This is a genomic window from Roseobacter denitrificans OCh 114, assembly GCF_000014045.1.
Lineage (GTDB): Bacteria > Pseudomonadota > Alphaproteobacteria > Rhodobacterales > Rhodobacteraceae > Roseobacter > Roseobacter denitrificans.
The window spans coordinates 839,935-855,052 of sequence record NC_008209.1; the positions used below are offsets into that span (position 1 = coordinate 839,935).

The 15,118-nt window shown below is 60.2% G+C and carries 13 protein-coding genes; 12 read left to right on the plus strand and 1 reads right to left on the minus strand.

The genetic code is table 11. The annotated features are described in order from the left end of the window. Positions 1-41 precede the first annotated feature (41 nt). From RD1_RS03970 to RD1_RS03985, 4 genes are read left to right on the plus strand one after another with little or no spacing between them, the layout of a single operon-like run. The gene (locus tag RD1_RS03970; protein WP_011567156.1) at positions 42-1,601 is read left to right on the plus strand and encodes a sugar ABC transporter ATP-binding protein; all 1,560 of its coding nucleotides are present in this window, start codon (positions 42-44) and stop codon (positions 1,599-1,601) included. Beyond that, positions 1,598-2,653, plus strand: a complete 1,056-nt coding sequence (locus RD1_RS03975) for an ABC transporter permease (protein ID WP_011567157.1) — start codon at positions 1,598-1,600, stop codon at positions 2,651-2,653. The genes RD1_RS03970 and RD1_RS03975 overlap by 4 nt, the downstream gene beginning before the upstream one ends. Before the next feature lie 6 nt (positions 2,654-2,659). After that, positions 2,660-3,640 (plus strand): ABC transporter permease, encoded by a 981-nt coding sequence (locus RD1_RS03980; protein ID WP_011567158.1) that lies wholly within the window; start codon positions 2,660-2,662, stop codon positions 3,638-3,640. 13 nt (positions 3,641-3,653) lie between these two features. Beyond that, positions 3,654-4,571, plus strand: a complete 918-nt coding sequence (locus RD1_RS03985) for an SMP-30/gluconolactonase/LRE family protein (RefSeq protein ID WP_011567159.1) — start codon at positions 3,654-3,656, stop codon at positions 4,569-4,571. Positions 4,572-4,578: 7 nt separating this feature from the next. Here the strand turns inward: RD1_RS03985 and RD1_RS03990 are convergent, their stop codons facing one another. Beyond that, positions 4,579-7,860 (minus strand): calcium-binding protein, encoded by a 3,282-nt coding sequence (locus RD1_RS03990; RefSeq protein ID WP_044032933.1) that lies wholly within the window; start codon positions 7,858-7,860, stop codon positions 4,579-4,581. 235 nt (positions 7,861-8,095) lie between these two features. Between RD1_RS03990 and RD1_RS03995 the strand changes: the two genes are divergently transcribed. From RD1_RS03995 to RD1_RS04030, 8 genes are all read left to right on the plus strand, one after another. Further along, the gene (locus tag RD1_RS03995; RefSeq protein WP_011567161.1) at positions 8,096-9,022 is read left to right on the plus strand and encodes a hypothetical protein; all 927 of its coding nucleotides are present in this window, start codon (positions 8,096-8,098) and stop codon (positions 9,020-9,022) included. Positions 9,023-9,109: 87 nt separating this feature from the next. After that, complete coding sequence (locus RD1_RS04000; protein ID WP_011567162.1) at positions 9,110-10,066, plus strand: AAA family ATPase; 957 nt, start codon at positions 9,110-9,112, stop codon at positions 10,064-10,066. Next, entirely contained in the window at positions 10,063-10,968 is a 906-nt protein-coding gene (locus tag RD1_RS04005; RefSeq protein ID WP_011567163.1) for a DUF58 domain-containing protein, read from the plus strand. The genes RD1_RS04000 and RD1_RS04005 overlap by 4 nt, the downstream gene beginning before the upstream one ends. Next, positions 10,965-11,336, plus strand: a complete 372-nt coding sequence (locus tag RD1_RS04010) for a hypothetical protein (RefSeq protein WP_011567164.1) — start codon at positions 10,965-10,967, stop codon at positions 11,334-11,336. The genes RD1_RS04005 and RD1_RS04010 overlap by 4 nt, the downstream gene beginning before the upstream one ends. Continuing rightward, positions 11,329-12,291 (plus strand): VWA domain-containing protein, encoded by a 963-nt coding sequence (locus RD1_RS04015; protein WP_011567165.1) that lies wholly within the window; start codon positions 11,329-11,331, stop codon positions 12,289-12,291. Before RD1_RS04010 ends, RD1_RS04015 begins: the two co-directional genes overlap by 8 nt. Then, a complete protein-coding gene (locus RD1_RS04020) occupies positions 12,288-13,187 on the plus strand; it encodes a vWA domain-containing protein (RefSeq protein ID WP_011567166.1) in 900 nt (299 codons plus the stop codon). Before RD1_RS04015 ends, RD1_RS04020 begins: the two co-directional genes overlap by 4 nt. After that, positions 13,184-13,858, plus strand: coding sequence for a tetratricopeptide repeat protein (locus RD1_RS04025; protein ID WP_044032934.1), 675 nt, complete (start codon positions 13,184-13,186; stop codon positions 13,856-13,858). Before RD1_RS04020 ends, RD1_RS04025 begins: the two co-directional genes overlap by 4 nt. Beyond that, positions 13,855-15,045, plus strand: a complete 1,191-nt coding sequence (locus RD1_RS04030; RefSeq protein ID WP_011567168.1) for a BatD family protein — start codon at positions 13,855-13,857, stop codon at positions 15,043-15,045. Before RD1_RS04025 ends, RD1_RS04030 begins: the two co-directional genes overlap by 4 nt. The last annotated feature ends 73 nt before the right edge of the window (positions 15,046-15,118 follow it).

Sequence of the window (15,118 nt, forward strand, 5' to 3'; positions counted from 1 at the left end):
CGGTGCAGCTTGAAACGACGATGACAGGGTTGAGGGCACGCATGACATCTAAAGGGCACGCGGAACTGGGGGCGCATGCCGAACCCCATATGTCCTTGAGCGGGATCACCAAACGATATGGTGGTGTTACGGCGCTGGAAGACGTCAATTTTTCCTGTGACCTCGGCTCCATTCACGCGGTGCTCGGTGAAAACGGGGCCGGAAAATCCACGCTGATCAAGATCATGTCCGGTGTCGTCGCGCCCAACGAGGGGGTGATCACCCTTGCGGGCAACCCGGTTTCCTTTCCCGGCCCATCGGCGGCAAATGCTGCGGGCATCGTGTGTATTTTTCAGGAACTTTCGTTGCTGCCTGACCTGAGCGTTTCGGATAATATCTCCATCGCTGACCCGCCGCGCCGCTTTGGCCTCATCGACCGGCGTGCCCAACGCCGCCGTGCCGAAGAGCTTTTGGCGCGGATCGGCTGCGAAGATGTGAATCCTCTGAGCCGAGTGCGCGACCTTGCCCTGTCGCGCCGCCAGATGGTCGAGATTGCCAAGGCGCTGGCCAAGGACCCGACGGTCTTGATCCTTGATGAGGCGACCTCCGCTCTGACCGCATCGGATGTGGACCGTGTCTTCGATATTCTGCGCAAGCTGCGCGATGACGGGATTTCAATTCTCAGCATCTCGCATCGCATGCACGAAATCGAAGCGGTCGCCGACATGTGCTCCGTGTTCCGCAATGGCAAAAATGTCGAAACGTTCAAGCAGGGCACGCGATCTGCCGATGAAATCGTGCAAATGATGATTGGTCGCGAAATCTCCGCGCATTTTCCACCGAAGCCCGTGAAGGAACCAGTGCAGGCAGACGCCGGGCCGCCGGTTCTGCAAATCCGGGACTACGGCTGGGAAAACACATTGCGCGGCATCAGCCTGTCGGTGCGCAAGGGCGAGATCGTGGGTCTGGGGGGCCTTGACGGACAGGGCCAGAAAGAGCTGCTGCTCGGCCTGTTCGGGGTTCTGAAAAACACCACCGGCAGTGTGGAGATTGACGGCAAGCCGGTGGATATCCGCTCGCCCAGAGATGCGAAGAAAGCGGGCATCAAAATCGCGCTTGTGCCAGAGGATCGCAAAACCGAGGGGTTGATGTTACCGATGTCGATCTCGGATAACCTTGCCATTGCATCGCTTGATCGCGTGTCTCAGGGCGGACGCCTTGATCAAAAGGCGCTCGATACGGCGGTCGGCAAGGCGGTTGAGCGGATGCAGATCAAGATCGGCGCTGAGGGGGATCCGGTGTCCACGCTTTCCGGGGGCAACCAGCAAAAGGTCGTGATCGCCAAGTGGCTCATGACCGAGCCGCGTATCATCCTGCTGAACGATCCGACCCGCGGGATCGACGTCGGCACCAAACAGGAAATCTATCTGCTGCTGCGCGAACTGGCCGCCGAGGGGGCCGCGATCATCCTCTATTCGACCGACTATGAAGAGTTGATCGGCTGCTGTGATCGCGTGGATGTCATGTACGACGGGCAAATCGTGCGCGAACTGGCGGGCGATGACATTACCGAACACAACATCATTTCCAGCGCCCTGAACATCAAGGAAGCCGCCCAATGACGCCAACCCGCACGTCCGATCTGGCCATCATCCTGCGACAGCGTGCGCCTTTGCTCACGGTGATCGCGATTTTCCTTCTGTTTTACACCTTTTACAACGCCAACCATCCGCGCGGGTTTTCAACGGCGGTCTATATCCAGAACTCGAACGAAGTCTTTGCCCTTGTGATGGTTGCGATGGCCCAGACCGTGCCGGTGCTGCTGGGGGGGCTGGATTTATCCGTCGGCGCGGTCATGACGCTGGTCAACACGCTTGCCAGTCATCTGCTGTCCGGCAGTCCGCTGCAAATCGCATTCGGGTTTCTCATCTGCCTCGCCACTGGGGCGCTGTGCGGTTTTGTGAACGGGTGCGTTGTGGTTTATGGCCGTATTCAGCCGATCATCGCGACACTGGCGACCGGTGCTATTTTCATGGGGCTGGCGCTGTTTCTGCGCCCCTCTCCCGGTGGCGATGTGGATGGAGACCTGGCTTGGGCGATGACCAATGATCTATACGAAATCGCTGCGACATATGGATTTTTTGATGGGGGGGAGGCCGCGTGGTTCGCGCCCATATCGTGGATACCGGTGCCTGCCATCCTCATGGTCGCGGTGACGGTTTTCGTCTGGCTGCCCTTTGCGCGCTCGGTGACGGGGCGGACGGTCTATGCCATAGGGTCGGGCGAAAGTGCGGCCTATATGTCGGGTCTCAACATTGATCGCGCCAAGATTGCGGCCTTCACCTTGGGTGGTTTCTTTGCGGGGATCGGGGGGATTTACCTGACGCTGCAAACCTCCTCCGGGAACGCGGATATCCCGCAGGCGGGGGCCTATACGCTGAATTCCATTGCTGCCGTGGTGATCGGTGGGACATCGCTGTTGGGCGGTGTTGGCACTGCGATTGGCTCTATTTTTGGTGCATTGGTTCTACGCACCATCTCGTTCAACTTTCGCATCTTTGAAATAGACCCTCTTTTGCAGCCTTTGTTCGAGGGCGTGGTCCTGCTGGGGGCCGTCAGTATCGGGGCCCTTGGGGTCTTGCGCATCAAGAACAAGTTAGAGCTTTTCCGGTAGGTCCCCATGGCAATCACTGACAACACTTCACAAGAAAAGAGCCGCTGGCTCTCGCCTGAAAACAAACCGATTGCGATTGCTTCGGGCTTCATTGTTGTGATCCTCGCCATCGGGACAAGCTACACGCTTGTAACACAAGGCACCGCGACGCTGTTGTCGCCGACCTATCTACTGCAACAGTTGCAGGTGGGTTCGTTTCTGGGGATCGTGGCGGCTGGTATGATGCTGGTCATTCTGCTGGGGCACATTGACCTCTCCGTCCCTTGGACGGTGGCGGCCGCTGCCATGATGGCCACGGCGGTGGGCGGGCCGGCCGCCTTGCCCGTGGGGTTAAGCGTCGGGCTGGCCGTCGGGCTGGTCAATGGCCTCGGGGTTGCCTACCTGCGCATTCCATCGATGATATTCACCCTTGGCGTCAACGCGGTGATGCGGGGCCTGATGGTGGCCTATACCGGTGGTTTTGCCCCCCAGACAGCAGCGACACCGCTTATGCAGTATCTTGCCGTGGGCAAATTCCTTGGCATACCGGTTGCGTTGTTCGTCTGGGCGGTGGTGTCTGTGGGTATCGTCTTTATCCTGCGCAAGACAGCGACCGGGCGTTACATCTTTGCCATCGGCAACCGTGAATCCGCGGCCTATCTGGCGGGCGCACCGACGCGCGGTGTGATCGTGATCGCGTTTGCTCTGTGCGGTATGATGTCGGGCCTCGCAGGCACCTTGCTCGCGGGATATTCCACCAAGGCGTATCAGGGGATGGGGGATGCGTTCTTGCTGCCCGCCATCGCGGCGGTCGTGATCGGTGGAACGCATATTCTGGGGGGCAAGGGGCGCTATCTGGGCACGCTTGTTGGTGTCATCCTGATCGTGCTGCTCAATTCCGTTCTGTCGATCATGCAGATGCCCGAAGCGGGGCGGCAGGTGATCTACGGCGCGGTCATTATCCTGATGCTTCTGTTTTACGACCGCGGCGCGCAGGAAAGACAATAAGAAGGAACACATCATGCTGATGCCAGAATTCGAGGTGATCGATCCACGTTTCAAACGCTATGTGATGCCAAATGTGCATATGGAAACGCTCTATACCGGGACCCGGTGGGCCGAAGGGCCGGTGTATTTCCCAGCTGCGAAATACCTGTTGTGGTCGGACATCCCGAATGACCGGATCATGCGGTTTGACGAAATCACCGGTAACGTGTCCGAATTTGCCAAGGGGTGCGGTTTTCACAATGGCCACACGATGGATCCGCAAGGGCGGCTGGTCTCTTGCGAGCATCAGGGCCGCCGGGTCAGCCGCGTGGAAGTCAACGGCTCCGTGACGACACTGGCGTCAGAATATCAGGGCAAGAGGCTCAATTCGCCCAACGATGTGGTGGTCAAATCAGATGGCAGCATCTGGTTCACCGATCCCACCTATGGCATCGACAGCGAATACGAAGGGGATCGCGCCGAAAGCGAAATCGGGGCATCCAATGTGTACCGCATCGACCCTCAATCCGGTGAGGTGGCGGCGGTGGCGACAGACTTTGTAAAGCCGAACGGGCTTGCGTTTTCGCCCGATGAAAGCCTGCTCTATATTGCGGATACCGGGGCCACACATGTGGAAAACGGGCCCAGACACATTCGGGTTTTCGACGTTGCCGCCGACGGCAGCCTGTCGGGTGGCGCTGTTTTTGCGGAATCGACCAACGGGCTGTTTGACGGGTTTCGCGTTGATCTGGATGGTAATATCTGGACGTCCGCCGGGGATGGCGTGCATTGCTATGCGCCGGATGGTGATCTGATCGGTAAAATCCTGACGGGCGAAGTCGTGGCCAATGTGGAATTCGGCGGGATCAAACGAAACCGCCTGTTCATCTGCGCGACGACATCCCTCAGGGCCGTGTATCTGAACACGCAAGGGTGCAGTAATATCCGGTAGAGGCTGTTCAGAGGATGAAGTCGCTGGCGAGGTAGTCATCGACGTCAAACCTGTCGCCATCGGCAATCCAAAGCGCGAAATCAACTGCGCCATCATTGTCGTCCAGCCCGAACACCCGCGTCTGGCCGCCGAAGTCTTCCAGCCAGAGCGCCCCCGCGCCGAATGCAAGTCCCTCTTCGCGCGTCTTCACCCCGAGGAAGGTAAAGCTGTCATTAACATAGTTCAGCCCGGTGACATTCGCATCAATAACTGAGAGGTCGATGACGTCACCACCGGCTGAGCCGACGCCTTCGATGTCCTTTATGACATCCGCGGCCAGGCGTGTGGAATCGGAAACTTCATTGAATTCAAATGTGTCATCCCCCAGACCGCCGCGCAGGATATCGCTGCCTGATCCGCCATAGAGGATATCATTTCCCGCGCCACCCCAGAGCATATCGGCACCGCTATTGCCTGACAGTCTATCGTCCCCATCCCCGCCAAACAGGATATCGTCGCCTTCTTCGCCTCTTAAACTGTCTATGCCTTGCTGGCCATAAAGCGTATCTTTTCCATCCCCGCCATAGAGCAGATCGTTGTCGTCATTTCCGAAAATGAAATCATCACCTTCCCCTCCGTAGATGATGTCCAAATTCTGGCCGCCATAGAGCCGGTCGTTTCCCTCGTTACCATAGAGATAGTCGCGCCCATCCCCCCCAAATATCGCGTCATCACCCGCGCCGCCACTCAGCCGGTCCTGTTTGAAGTTCCCCAGGATGATATCGTTGCCAGCGCCGCCATCGACGGTGTCATTGCCCTCTCTGCCGACAATGACGTCGTCCCCGGCACCTCCGAAAATCTCATCTGCACCGGTTCCGCCAAAAATGCGGTCGTTGCCCAACCCGCCAGCGAGGGTGTCGTCCCCGTTCCCGCCCTTGAGCACATCGTCGCCGCCATAGGCTGCGAGAAAGTCGTCGCCATCCCCGCCATAAAGCAGATCGTTGCCCTCGCCTGCGTCGAGATTGTCGCTATCCACCCCGCCGTAAAGTTCATCATCGTCGTCGCCACCGGTCAGAAAATCGCGGCCTGCGCCGCCGATGAGAATGTCGCTTCCCAGCCCGCCGACCAAGCTGTCACCGCCAGCTTTGCCGATCATCAGATCATCGCCGGTCTGGCCATACATTTCGTCATGCCCGTCGCCCCCGTAGAGTCGATCATTGCCACTGCCACCCCTGAGGATGTCATTTCCGTCCTCACCAAAGAGGATATCATCGCCGTCGCCACCGATAAGACCATCATCGCCACCGCGCCCGAAAACCCGGTCGTCGCCGGCACCACTGTCAATCAGATTTGTGTCATCCGTTCCTATGATCACATCATCCCCGGCGCCGGTCATAAGGTTTTCGAAATTCACGAACCTCATTCCTTCTACGCCAGTCGCGAAGGTCCCGAGGTTGATGCGGAAACTTGCGGTGCTGACGGAGGCGTCCATCCTATCCACTCCCGAACCGCCGTCGGCGAAAAGCTCCGTGCTATCGCCGAGAATGACCGTGTCGTTGCCAGCCTCGGCATGGACCGCATCAGGGCCGGATGTCGTGATCGTGTCATTGCCTTCCCCCGCGAAAATGAGATCACCACCGGGGCTTGCAAGGATCGTGTCATTGCCAGAGCGCGCAAAGATGGTGTCATCACCGCCGCCTGCGTCGATTGTGTCACTGCCCGGCCCGGAATCAATGGTATTGTCCACGTCGGTGCCGGTGATCGTGTCATCCCCCCTTCCGCTGACGATGTTCTCGAAGTTGATGAAGGATTCTACGGGTGTCTCAGGTCGACCCCTGTAATTCGTCTCTCCCGTCGCAAGGTTTACCGTGTAGTTCCCGCCAAATTTGGCGGTGTTAAGGGTGTCGGTACCAGCACCGCCATTCAGCAATTCAAAATTGTCTGAACCTGTGAATTGTCCGGCAATGACCGTATCATCTCCTGCACCACCAAAATAGGATCCGTGGCCCGTCGAAGAAATTGTGTCATCACCATCCTGGCCCAGCACGGTGAGCCTCGGTAAATCGAACCTGTCTGGCGTACCGACATCAACGGTTGACCCAACGTCGCGACTGGTCGTGATCAGGTTGCTTTTCAGAGAGTTCGGCGATCTGTCGATAAATTCTTCTGCGAAAATCACGCGGTCACGTGGGTCCCAGATCGAGGCAAAAACCTCGTCATTTGCACCAACCCAGGCAATTAGAACGCGCCCGTCGCCTGTGACGCTGATGTCAGTTTGGCGCGTATTCGTATCTTCTACCGTAAAGATATCCGCAACGGCCGTACCATCTGACAGAAATTTGCGGGCCAACAGAGTGCCATTTGTTTCGTCGTTCCATGCGACGACAAAGCCGCCACCGGGCAGGGTTACCACCACCGGCTCCGTCTGGTCAGCCGATCCCGTTGCGACGTCTATCGTGCGTATGAGTTGACCTGACGGTTGAAAGAGCTTGGCAAAGACATTGCCATTCGACTCATAGGTGACGACAAAACCGTTTCTGTCATCAAAGCTCGCCACTGAAGGATTCGACCCGTCGTTCGCAACAGCCCCGGCCCGCAGGACGCTGCCGCCGGCTGGGGTTCTGATCGAAAACTCAAGGCTTACGAGCGCAGCGTCACCTTCTTCATAAACAGTGACGAAGTTGCCGTTGCTCAAAATTGCCGAATCGCCCAGCCGGTCGGAATCAAGGCTATTCTGCGCCGCGTCGAATTTCGCACCGAGATGGCCATCCTGATTGATGACGCGCGCGTTGATGTCAATGTCAGCGCCGATCCTTTCATCAAAGCCAATGAAAACATCGTCATTGACCGGCTTCAGGTTGGCTGCGATCTGCGGGTTGCGCAGGAAATCTGAGGCGGTCCTTTCCTGTGCAATCTGGAATGCGCTGCCCGCATCCACTTTACGATCCCCATCACTGTCAAAGCGCTCAAAGACAACGGATGTCGCATCCGGATTCGTGGTGTCATTGTCCAGATATGTGACGACAAAGCCATCATGGGTCGCTGCCAGATCAAAATCACGCTCATCGTCTGTAGTCCGAAACTGGTTGAGCTGAAACGCGTCACGGAGGACATTGCCCTCTGCGTTATAGATCTTTGCCACGATGTCAGTGCCGGACGCCGTACCAATGAGGCCGTCGGTGCTTTCCTCCCACGCGACGACGAAATTACCGTTCGCCAGCCCAATGATTTTAGGTTTCGATTGGGTGCCCGTCGCGGCGGTTCCCGTGTTGACCTGAAATTCGTTTAACCACTCTGTTGGCGTCGGCATATAACAATTCCTTAATTGGTTAACGCACTGTGGTCTGATCGCATCTTTTGAGTCAACAAAGTCGTTTCCTGAGCTGTCAGATCGAAAACGATTGCCCAGAGTCACGGTTGATATGCCAGATCGGCCGGGATGAGATTGCCAAGGCCACGACACGCCCGCTCCGACAAATACGTTCAAAAAATTGGACGATGGGGGTATCGCGCCTTAGTTTGCACCGAAACGAAGGAGGGATTGTTTGCGTTTTTGGGTCATCAGCATTTTTCTGGCGCTTTTTGCGGTGACGCCGGGTACGCCGGTGGCGGCGGATAAGGCCACCTATGTAGACCTTGCCCGGCTCGGTTGGAATTACCAATTGCGTACCACGATGATCGGCAGGGACATGTCCATCCCGATCCGTATCCATGGCCGCGATCTGGCAGGGGCCAGCCTGTGTATCGTGGGGGAGCAGCCGCATCCCCATTCGCTTGCAACGATAAATGCGTTTCGTGATCTGTCCGAACATGTGTTTGGCAAACCGCTGACCATGCGCCATGCAGGGAATGACGCCAGTGGCTGCGGGTCTGGTCGCACGGTCGTCTTGCGGCTTTACTCCGGGCATCCGCCCCACCGCGCTCTGTCGTCTGACCTCAGTTGGATGAACCAGATTTATGAACTCGGCCTGCCGGAACGCAGGCAGTATTCGGTGAGTTCCCCGGCCATGGCGCAAACATTCTTTGGCAGGCGGGGTCAGGGGACGCATATCATGGTAAAGCAACCCGCCCGCGCCCGGCCCGGCACATTGGAGGCCGCATTCTACAAATCCATTCTGGTGGAGGAGCTGTTTCAATCCTTCACCTTCGGGATGGACATCCTGCTTTTTGATCCCAACGCGGGATTTCAGTCGAAGCTGCAGGAAACGCCTTTGCGCATGGACCGGCTGTCATGGGAATCGTCTGATTTCATGCGCGCCATGTTGCGCTCAAACCCCGCAGGCCTATGCGCGTTCGATGTTTTCATGATGCACGCGGTGGCCCAGACATCGGTTGATCAAACGGTTGACCCGCTTTTCATCGACTTCATCGACCGAGAATATGAGGCGCTGTTGGCGCAGGCTGAAGTGACCATGGCAGATGACAGGTTTGCCGCTGTTCTGGCACCGGGCTGTCAGCGCAGCCCGATCTGAGGTTAATACCTTCGGGGGTATTTGCGCGCAGGGTCTATGCCGCTACCGTGATGATCTGAGGACCGCGCACAGCGGTCGGGAGACGACATGGACAAAAGACCAGACCCTTCACAACCGGGCGTGGCGGCGCTGTCGTCCTATCTGGCGAATGGTCTGGTGGGCCATGAAATCCTGATTGAACGGCTCTTGGTGGCGCTGCTGGCGGGGGGGCATCTGCTGGTTGAGGGGCCACCGGGCCTCGCCAAGACCCGCGCGGTCAAATGGCTGTCGGACGCGGTCGAGGGCAGTTTCGCGCGCATCCAATGCACGCCCGACCTGATGCCGTCGGATCTCACCGGCACACCGGTTTACAAGCCGCAGGACGGCAGTTTCGAATTTGTGCAGGGGCCGGTGTTCAATAACCTCGTGCTGGTGGATGAGATCAACCGCGCACCGCCCAAGGTGCAATCCGCCCTGTTGGAGGCGATGGCCGAACATCAGGTAACCGCGGGTAATGAAACGCACGCTTTGCCTGATCCGTTTCTCGTGGTGGCCACGCAAAACCCGATTGAACATGACGGCACCTTCCCTCTGCCCGAAGCGCAGCTTGACCGGTTCCTGCTGCATGTGGTGCTGGAACTGCCGGGGCTGGAGACCGAACGTCAGATCCTTGATCTGGTCGAAGCCGAAGCGCAAAGCGGCGCGCCAAAAATACAGGCGCTGACGCTGGACGCACTCGCCGATGCCCGCGCCAGTGTGAACGCCGTGCATCTGGCGCCTGAGTTGCGCGATTACATCGTGCGGCTGGTGATGGCCACGCGGGAAGGGCCGCAGGCACAGGATATCGAACATGCGGTTTCGCCGCGCGGCTCGCTGGCGCTGGCGGCCGCTGCCAAGGCGCGCGCGTTTCTCAAGGGGCGCGATTATGCCATGCCTGAAGACGTGGCGGCACTGGCCGGGGATGCGCTGGCGCACCGCATGGTGCTCAGCTGGCGCGCGGTGGCGGATGGGCGCAAGGCCCGCGACGTCGTGGCGGATGTTCTGAACGCTGTTGAGCCGTTGTGAACGCGGCGCTGGAAGCTCCCGGCGTTGCTCTGGGCACTGAAGCCCTGATTGCGCTCAGGCGCGTTGCCCTCAGTTCTGACGCGGCCCCGGTGCTGGCCGCCTTGCCCGGTGGTTTTGCCACGCGCCGCAAAGGTCACGGGCTGGAGGTCGCCGATATGCGCGAATACGTGGCGGGGGATGACATTCGCCACCTTGATCGTGGCACAACAGCGCGCTCGGGTCGTTTGCATGTGCGCCAGTTTCAGGAGGAACGCGACCGCGTCACCCTGCTGGTCGCCGATTTCCGGCCTGCGATGTTCTGGGGGTTGCGGCGGGCGTTTCGCTCCGTCGCAGCGGCGGAGGCGCTGGCCCTGATCGGCTGGAACGTCGTGGAAAGCGGGGGGCGCGTCGGTCTGCTGGCGGTGACGGTGGATGAAACGGTGATCGTGCCACCGCGCGGGCGCACGCGCGGCATGCTGGATGTGATCGGCGGCATGGTGCAGGCGCATAGCACCGGCCTGTCTGCGATGGCGGCGGGGCAAGGCACCGACCCGCCACTTGATCTGGCCTTGTCGCGCGCCGACAGGCTGGTTCCCTCCGGTGCGGAACTGGTCATTGCCTCGGGCTTTGACACACCGGGCGAAGGCTTGGCGGATCGGCTGGATGCTTTGGCGCGCCGTCGCACCCCGCGTCTGGTCTGGATCACCGATGATGCTGCGTCCCGCATGCCGCAGGGTCGCTATCCTGTCAGGCTGGCAGATGGGCGGCGCATCCGGCTTTTCCTGGGGGCGAAACAGGCAGAACCCATGGGCCATATTCGCCAGATCATGGGCCGGCCCGCGCTTGTGCTGGATGCGGGCGATACGGTGGAACAAACCGCGCGCCGCATCGTTGCGGCCTTTCCGGCGGAGCGCGCGGCATGACAGACCGGGCGCTGAGCGAAGCGGCGATGCTGACCAGCCTGCGCGACATTCGCCTGCCTGCCGAGGCGGCGGGGGGCATGGCCGCAGATCTGGCCGCAACCGTGGCGCTGGCAGGCTGCGCGGCCCTGATGATCGCGGCTGCCCTGCGACTGCTGAGCTTGCGAAAACGCTCTGACACTTCCGACACGCTGGCCGATCAACTCGCCCGGCTCAGCGCATTGCCCGAGGCGGAAAAACGGGTGGCATTGCTGCATGTGTTGCGCGCGCATGCGCCGGATCGGTATCATGCGGTGCGCGGCGCGCTCTACAAGCCGACGGGCGGTGTGGCGACTGCAACGCTGGAGGCGGAGGTCAAACGCCTTGTTTGAACTGGCCGACCCGTGGATTTTGCTCTTGTTGCCGCTGCCCTATCTGGCGGCGCGGTTCCTCGGGCCCGCGCAGATGGCAGGCGGTGCGATCAAGGTGCCGGACCGGGTGGGCGATGGCTTGCTGGCAGCCGGGCGGCACCGGGCGGCGCGCTCCGATCTGCGTCTGCAGCAAGGACTCCTGTGGGCGATCTGGGTGCTGCTCTTGCTGGCCGCAGCGGGGCCGCGCGATCTGGCACCGGTCTCGGCGCTCAAGGTCACGGGGCGTGATCTGGCCATCGTACTGGATCTGTCCGGTTCCATGGTGCGCGATGATTTTGATCTTGATGGCCGTCAAGTCACGCGGCGCGATGCGGTCGCGACGGTTGGCGCGGATTTCGCGCGCCGTCGCGGCGGGGATCGCGTGGCATTGGTCGTCTTTGGCTCTGAGGCATATTTTGCCGCGCCTTTTTCGTTCGATGTCGAAGCGATTGCGCGCCAGATAGAGGGTGCGCAGATCGGCATATCGGGACGCGCGACCAGCATATCCGACGGGCTTGGCCTCGCGCTCAAACGCATGGAGAACAGCGAGGCTGCGTCGCGGGTTGTGATACTGCTGTCGGACGGAGTCAATAATGCGGGGGCCACCAATCCGCGCGGTGTGGCGGAACTGGCCGCGCAGATGGGCGTGCGGGTTCATACCATTGCGCTGGGTCCCAAGGATTTGAGCACTGCCGATCCCGGTGAACGCGGGGTGGTGGATGCGGCAACCCTGCGCGCGATTTCCGAGATTTCGGGGGGGGAGAGTTTTCGCGTCAGAACAACCGAAGATCTGGTCGCCGTGGGCGAAGCACTGGATGCACTGGAAGCCACCGACAGCGACGGCTTGGCCGCCGAAGTGTTCCACGACTACTGGATGTGGCCTGCGGGTCTTGCGGCCTTGCTTGGCCTCGGCTACGGCTGGAGGGAGCTGACATGAGCGACCTTGCGCTGACCCTGCTACGCCCCTGGTGGCTTCTGGGGCTGCCTGTCTTGATCGGCGTCGGCTGGTGGATGTATACGCGGCGCGGCGGGCTGGGTGATTGGCAAAAGGCGACTGATCCGGCACTGCTGCGGGCCATGATGGCGCTGGACCGGGTGGACAACAGCGCCAGCCGCGCGCCGCTTCTGGCGATGCTGTCCGCGGTTGGTGTGACGCTGCTGGCGCTGTCCGGACCGGCGGTGGAACGGCGCGACGCGCTGTCCTTTCGCAATCTTGATGGGGTGCTTTTTGTCGTCGATACCTCGGCCAGCGTGACCGAAAATGCGCGCTGGCCCCAGATGCTGACCATGGGGCGGTTTGGTATCGCGGCATTGGGCACACGTCCCGGCGGGTTGATCGTTTTTGGCGGTGACGCCTATGTCGCATCCGACATGACGCTCGATCATCTGCAATTGGGTCAGACGTTGTCGCTGCTGGATGCGCAGACGGTGCCGGACCCCGGCTCGCGCCCGGAACGCGGTCTTGCGATGGCGCTGGATGTGCTGCGCGAGGCTGACGTGATCGCGGGGGATGTGGTTTTGTTGACCGATGGCGCTGGTCTGGGGTCTGAAACACTGCAAGTGGCAGCGCAGATCGCCGCGCAGGGCGCGCGCCTGTCGCTGGTGTCGCTGGACGCACCGTCGCCTGCCTTTGCGACCCATGCGACGGCGGGAAAGGGCACGGTCTTTACCCTCGCAGAGACGGATGCGTTCTCGGCGTGGATGGCCGAAAGCGCCCGCACCCGGCTGGAAGCGCAGAATTTTCCGCTGCTGTTCTGGAAAGACATGGGCCGCTATTTGCTGGTTCTGGCGCTGTTGCCACTGCTGTTGCTGTTTCGCAGGCAGGTCGCATGAGGGTGCTTGCGCTCCTCACGGTCGCGGCGGTTGCGCTTGCGCTGCTGCTTGGGGGGGCGGCCCCTTTCGGGCGCGTGTTGATGGCGGCAGGGATGCCGGGGCTGGCGGCCGGTTTTTTCGATGATCCCGAATGGCAGGGTGCAGCCCTCTACCGGGCGGGGGATTACGATGCGGCGGCAGATCGCTTTGCGCAGGCATCGGCCCTGTTCAACCTCGGCAATGCCGAGGCGCATCGCGGCAATCACGCAGCCGCTCTCGAAGCATTCGACATGGCGCATGCGCGTGGACATCCGGATGCTTTGGCAAATTTCGACGTGGTGGCGGCCTATTTTGCGGGGCTCGGCATAGGCCCTGAAATGCTCGCGCTGTTTGGCAAGCGCAAGGATGGACCCACAGCCGAGAGTTTCGTGGCGCGCGGGGATGCGCGCGCTGCCGGCACCGGTAGTGAGGTGACCAACAACAACACCATGCTGGGCCTGACGGAGCTGGAAAGCCGCGGGCAACTTGGCGTGCGCCGTGTTTTTGATGATAAATTCATGCGGGCCGATGCGCGCTGGCTCAAGCAGCTATCGGATGTGCCGGGGGAATATCTGGCCGCGCGGATCGCGATGGAACACAAACGGCGCGTCAAGCTGGGCCTGTCGCCCGCCGCGCCGGAGGATCCGCGATGAGGTGGCTGTTGTGGATCATCCTCACCCTTTGCCCGGCGGCCCTGCACGCGCAGTCCAAAACTGTGCTGCCGCATGAACTGGTCCTGAGCATCGAGGTCGAAGCACGCGATCACGTCCCGAAAGTCAGCGAGATGATCCTGATCACAATAAACGGGATCTACCGGCGTCACATTACACGTGAACAGATCATTCAGCCGGATTTTGACGGTTTCAACTGGTCGCAACTCGGTGTCGATACATGGGGCGAAGAACGTCTGGACGGCGAATTGGTCAAGACGTTCAAGCGGCGCATGGCCATCTATCCCAACCGTGCGGGACCGCTGACCATCGGTGCCTTTACCCATAATCTGACGTTGACGGACGAAAATGACGAATGGTTCGAACATCCGATCACATCCGAACCCGTCACGATTGAAGTCGCGCCCGCCCCTGAGGATCGCGACTGGTGGTTCCCGGTCAAATCACTGAAAATCTCGGATCAGTGGTCGAATGCGCCGGATCAATTGGCACCGGGCGAGGGCGTTCTGCGCATCATTCGCATCGAAGCACTGGGCGTCACGCCGGAGATGATCCCGCCGATGCCTGAACTGACGTCACCCTCTGCTGCCATTTTCCCGCATCCGGAAAAACGCTTTGTCGAATTGTCACCCCAAGGCCCTCTGTCCTATGCCTTCTGGCGCTGGACCATCCGGCCGAGCAATGACACCTCAACCATTGTCGAGCCGCTGAGTTTCGATTTCTTTGACACCGAGGCGCGGGTGGACCGAACGGTCACCATATCGGCGCAACGTCTGGCCTATGGCACCGTTGTGCCCGATGCCGCGCCGCTGCGCGCGCAGGATGCTTACCCGACGCCTGTGCAACTGCCTGGCTGGCCCTTTGCGGTGCTGGCGGGCGTCATCTGCCTGCTGGGAGCGATCTTCGCCTTGACGGGGCGGCGTTTGTCCGGGGTTGCAGCCCTGAGCCGTTTTCGTCTGCTCGATCCGTTGGCGCATCAATTGAGCCGTGCAGCGCGTGCCGGCGATCTTGCGCTGTCGCGTCGTACTGCCGCCGCGATCCTGCGCCGCGAGGGTCCATCTGTGCCACGCGAGCGTCTTTTGTCCGAACTCGACAGCAGCATTTTCAGCGCCGCACAGGATCGCACACCGTTGCGAGACTTTGCCAAGGCGTTTCTTCGCAACCGCTGAATGCTGATCCCGAAAGGCCGTGCAGTAAAAATAACCATGGCTTTCCAGCATGTTGTAAGATTTCGGCCTAAGG

Excerpts from the sequence above, each read along its gene's own strand:
- RD1_RS04000 (WP_011567162.1), top strand. The coding sequence starts at position 9,110 with ATGGACAAAAGACCAGACCCTTCACAACCGGGCGTGGCGGCGCTGTCG.
- RD1_RS03985 (WP_011567159.1), top strand. The coding sequence starts at position 3,654 with ATGCTGATGCCAGAATTCGAGGTGATCGATCCACGTTTCAAACGCTAT.
- RD1_RS03980 (WP_011567158.1), top strand. The coding sequence starts at position 2,660 with ATGGCAATCACTGACAACACTTCACAAGAAAAGAGCCGCTGGCTCTCG.
- RD1_RS03990 (WP_044032933.1), bottom strand. The coding sequence starts at position 7,860 with ATGCCGACGCCAACAGAGTGGTTAAACGAATTTCAGGTCAACACGGGA.
- RD1_RS04020 (WP_011567166.1), top strand. The coding sequence starts at position 12,288 with ATGAGCGACCTTGCGCTGACCCTGCTACGCCCCTGGTGGCTTCTGGGG.
- RD1_RS03975 (WP_011567157.1), top strand. The coding sequence starts at position 1,598 with ATGACGCCAACCCGCACGTCCGATCTGGCCATCATCCTGCGACAGCGT.
- RD1_RS04030 (WP_011567168.1), top strand. The coding sequence starts at position 13,855 with ATGAGGTGGCTGTTGTGGATCATCCTCACCCTTTGCCCGGCGGCCCTG.
- RD1_RS03970 (WP_011567156.1), top strand. The coding sequence starts at position 42 with ATGACATCTAAAGGGCACGCGGAACTGGGGGCGCATGCCGAACCCCAT.
- RD1_RS04010 (WP_011567164.1), top strand. The coding sequence starts at position 10,965 with ATGACAGACCGGGCGCTGAGCGAAGCGGCGATGCTGACCAGCCTGCGC.
- RD1_RS04025 (WP_044032934.1), top strand. The coding sequence starts at position 13,184 with ATGAGGGTGCTTGCGCTCCTCACGGTCGCGGCGGTTGCGCTTGCGCTG.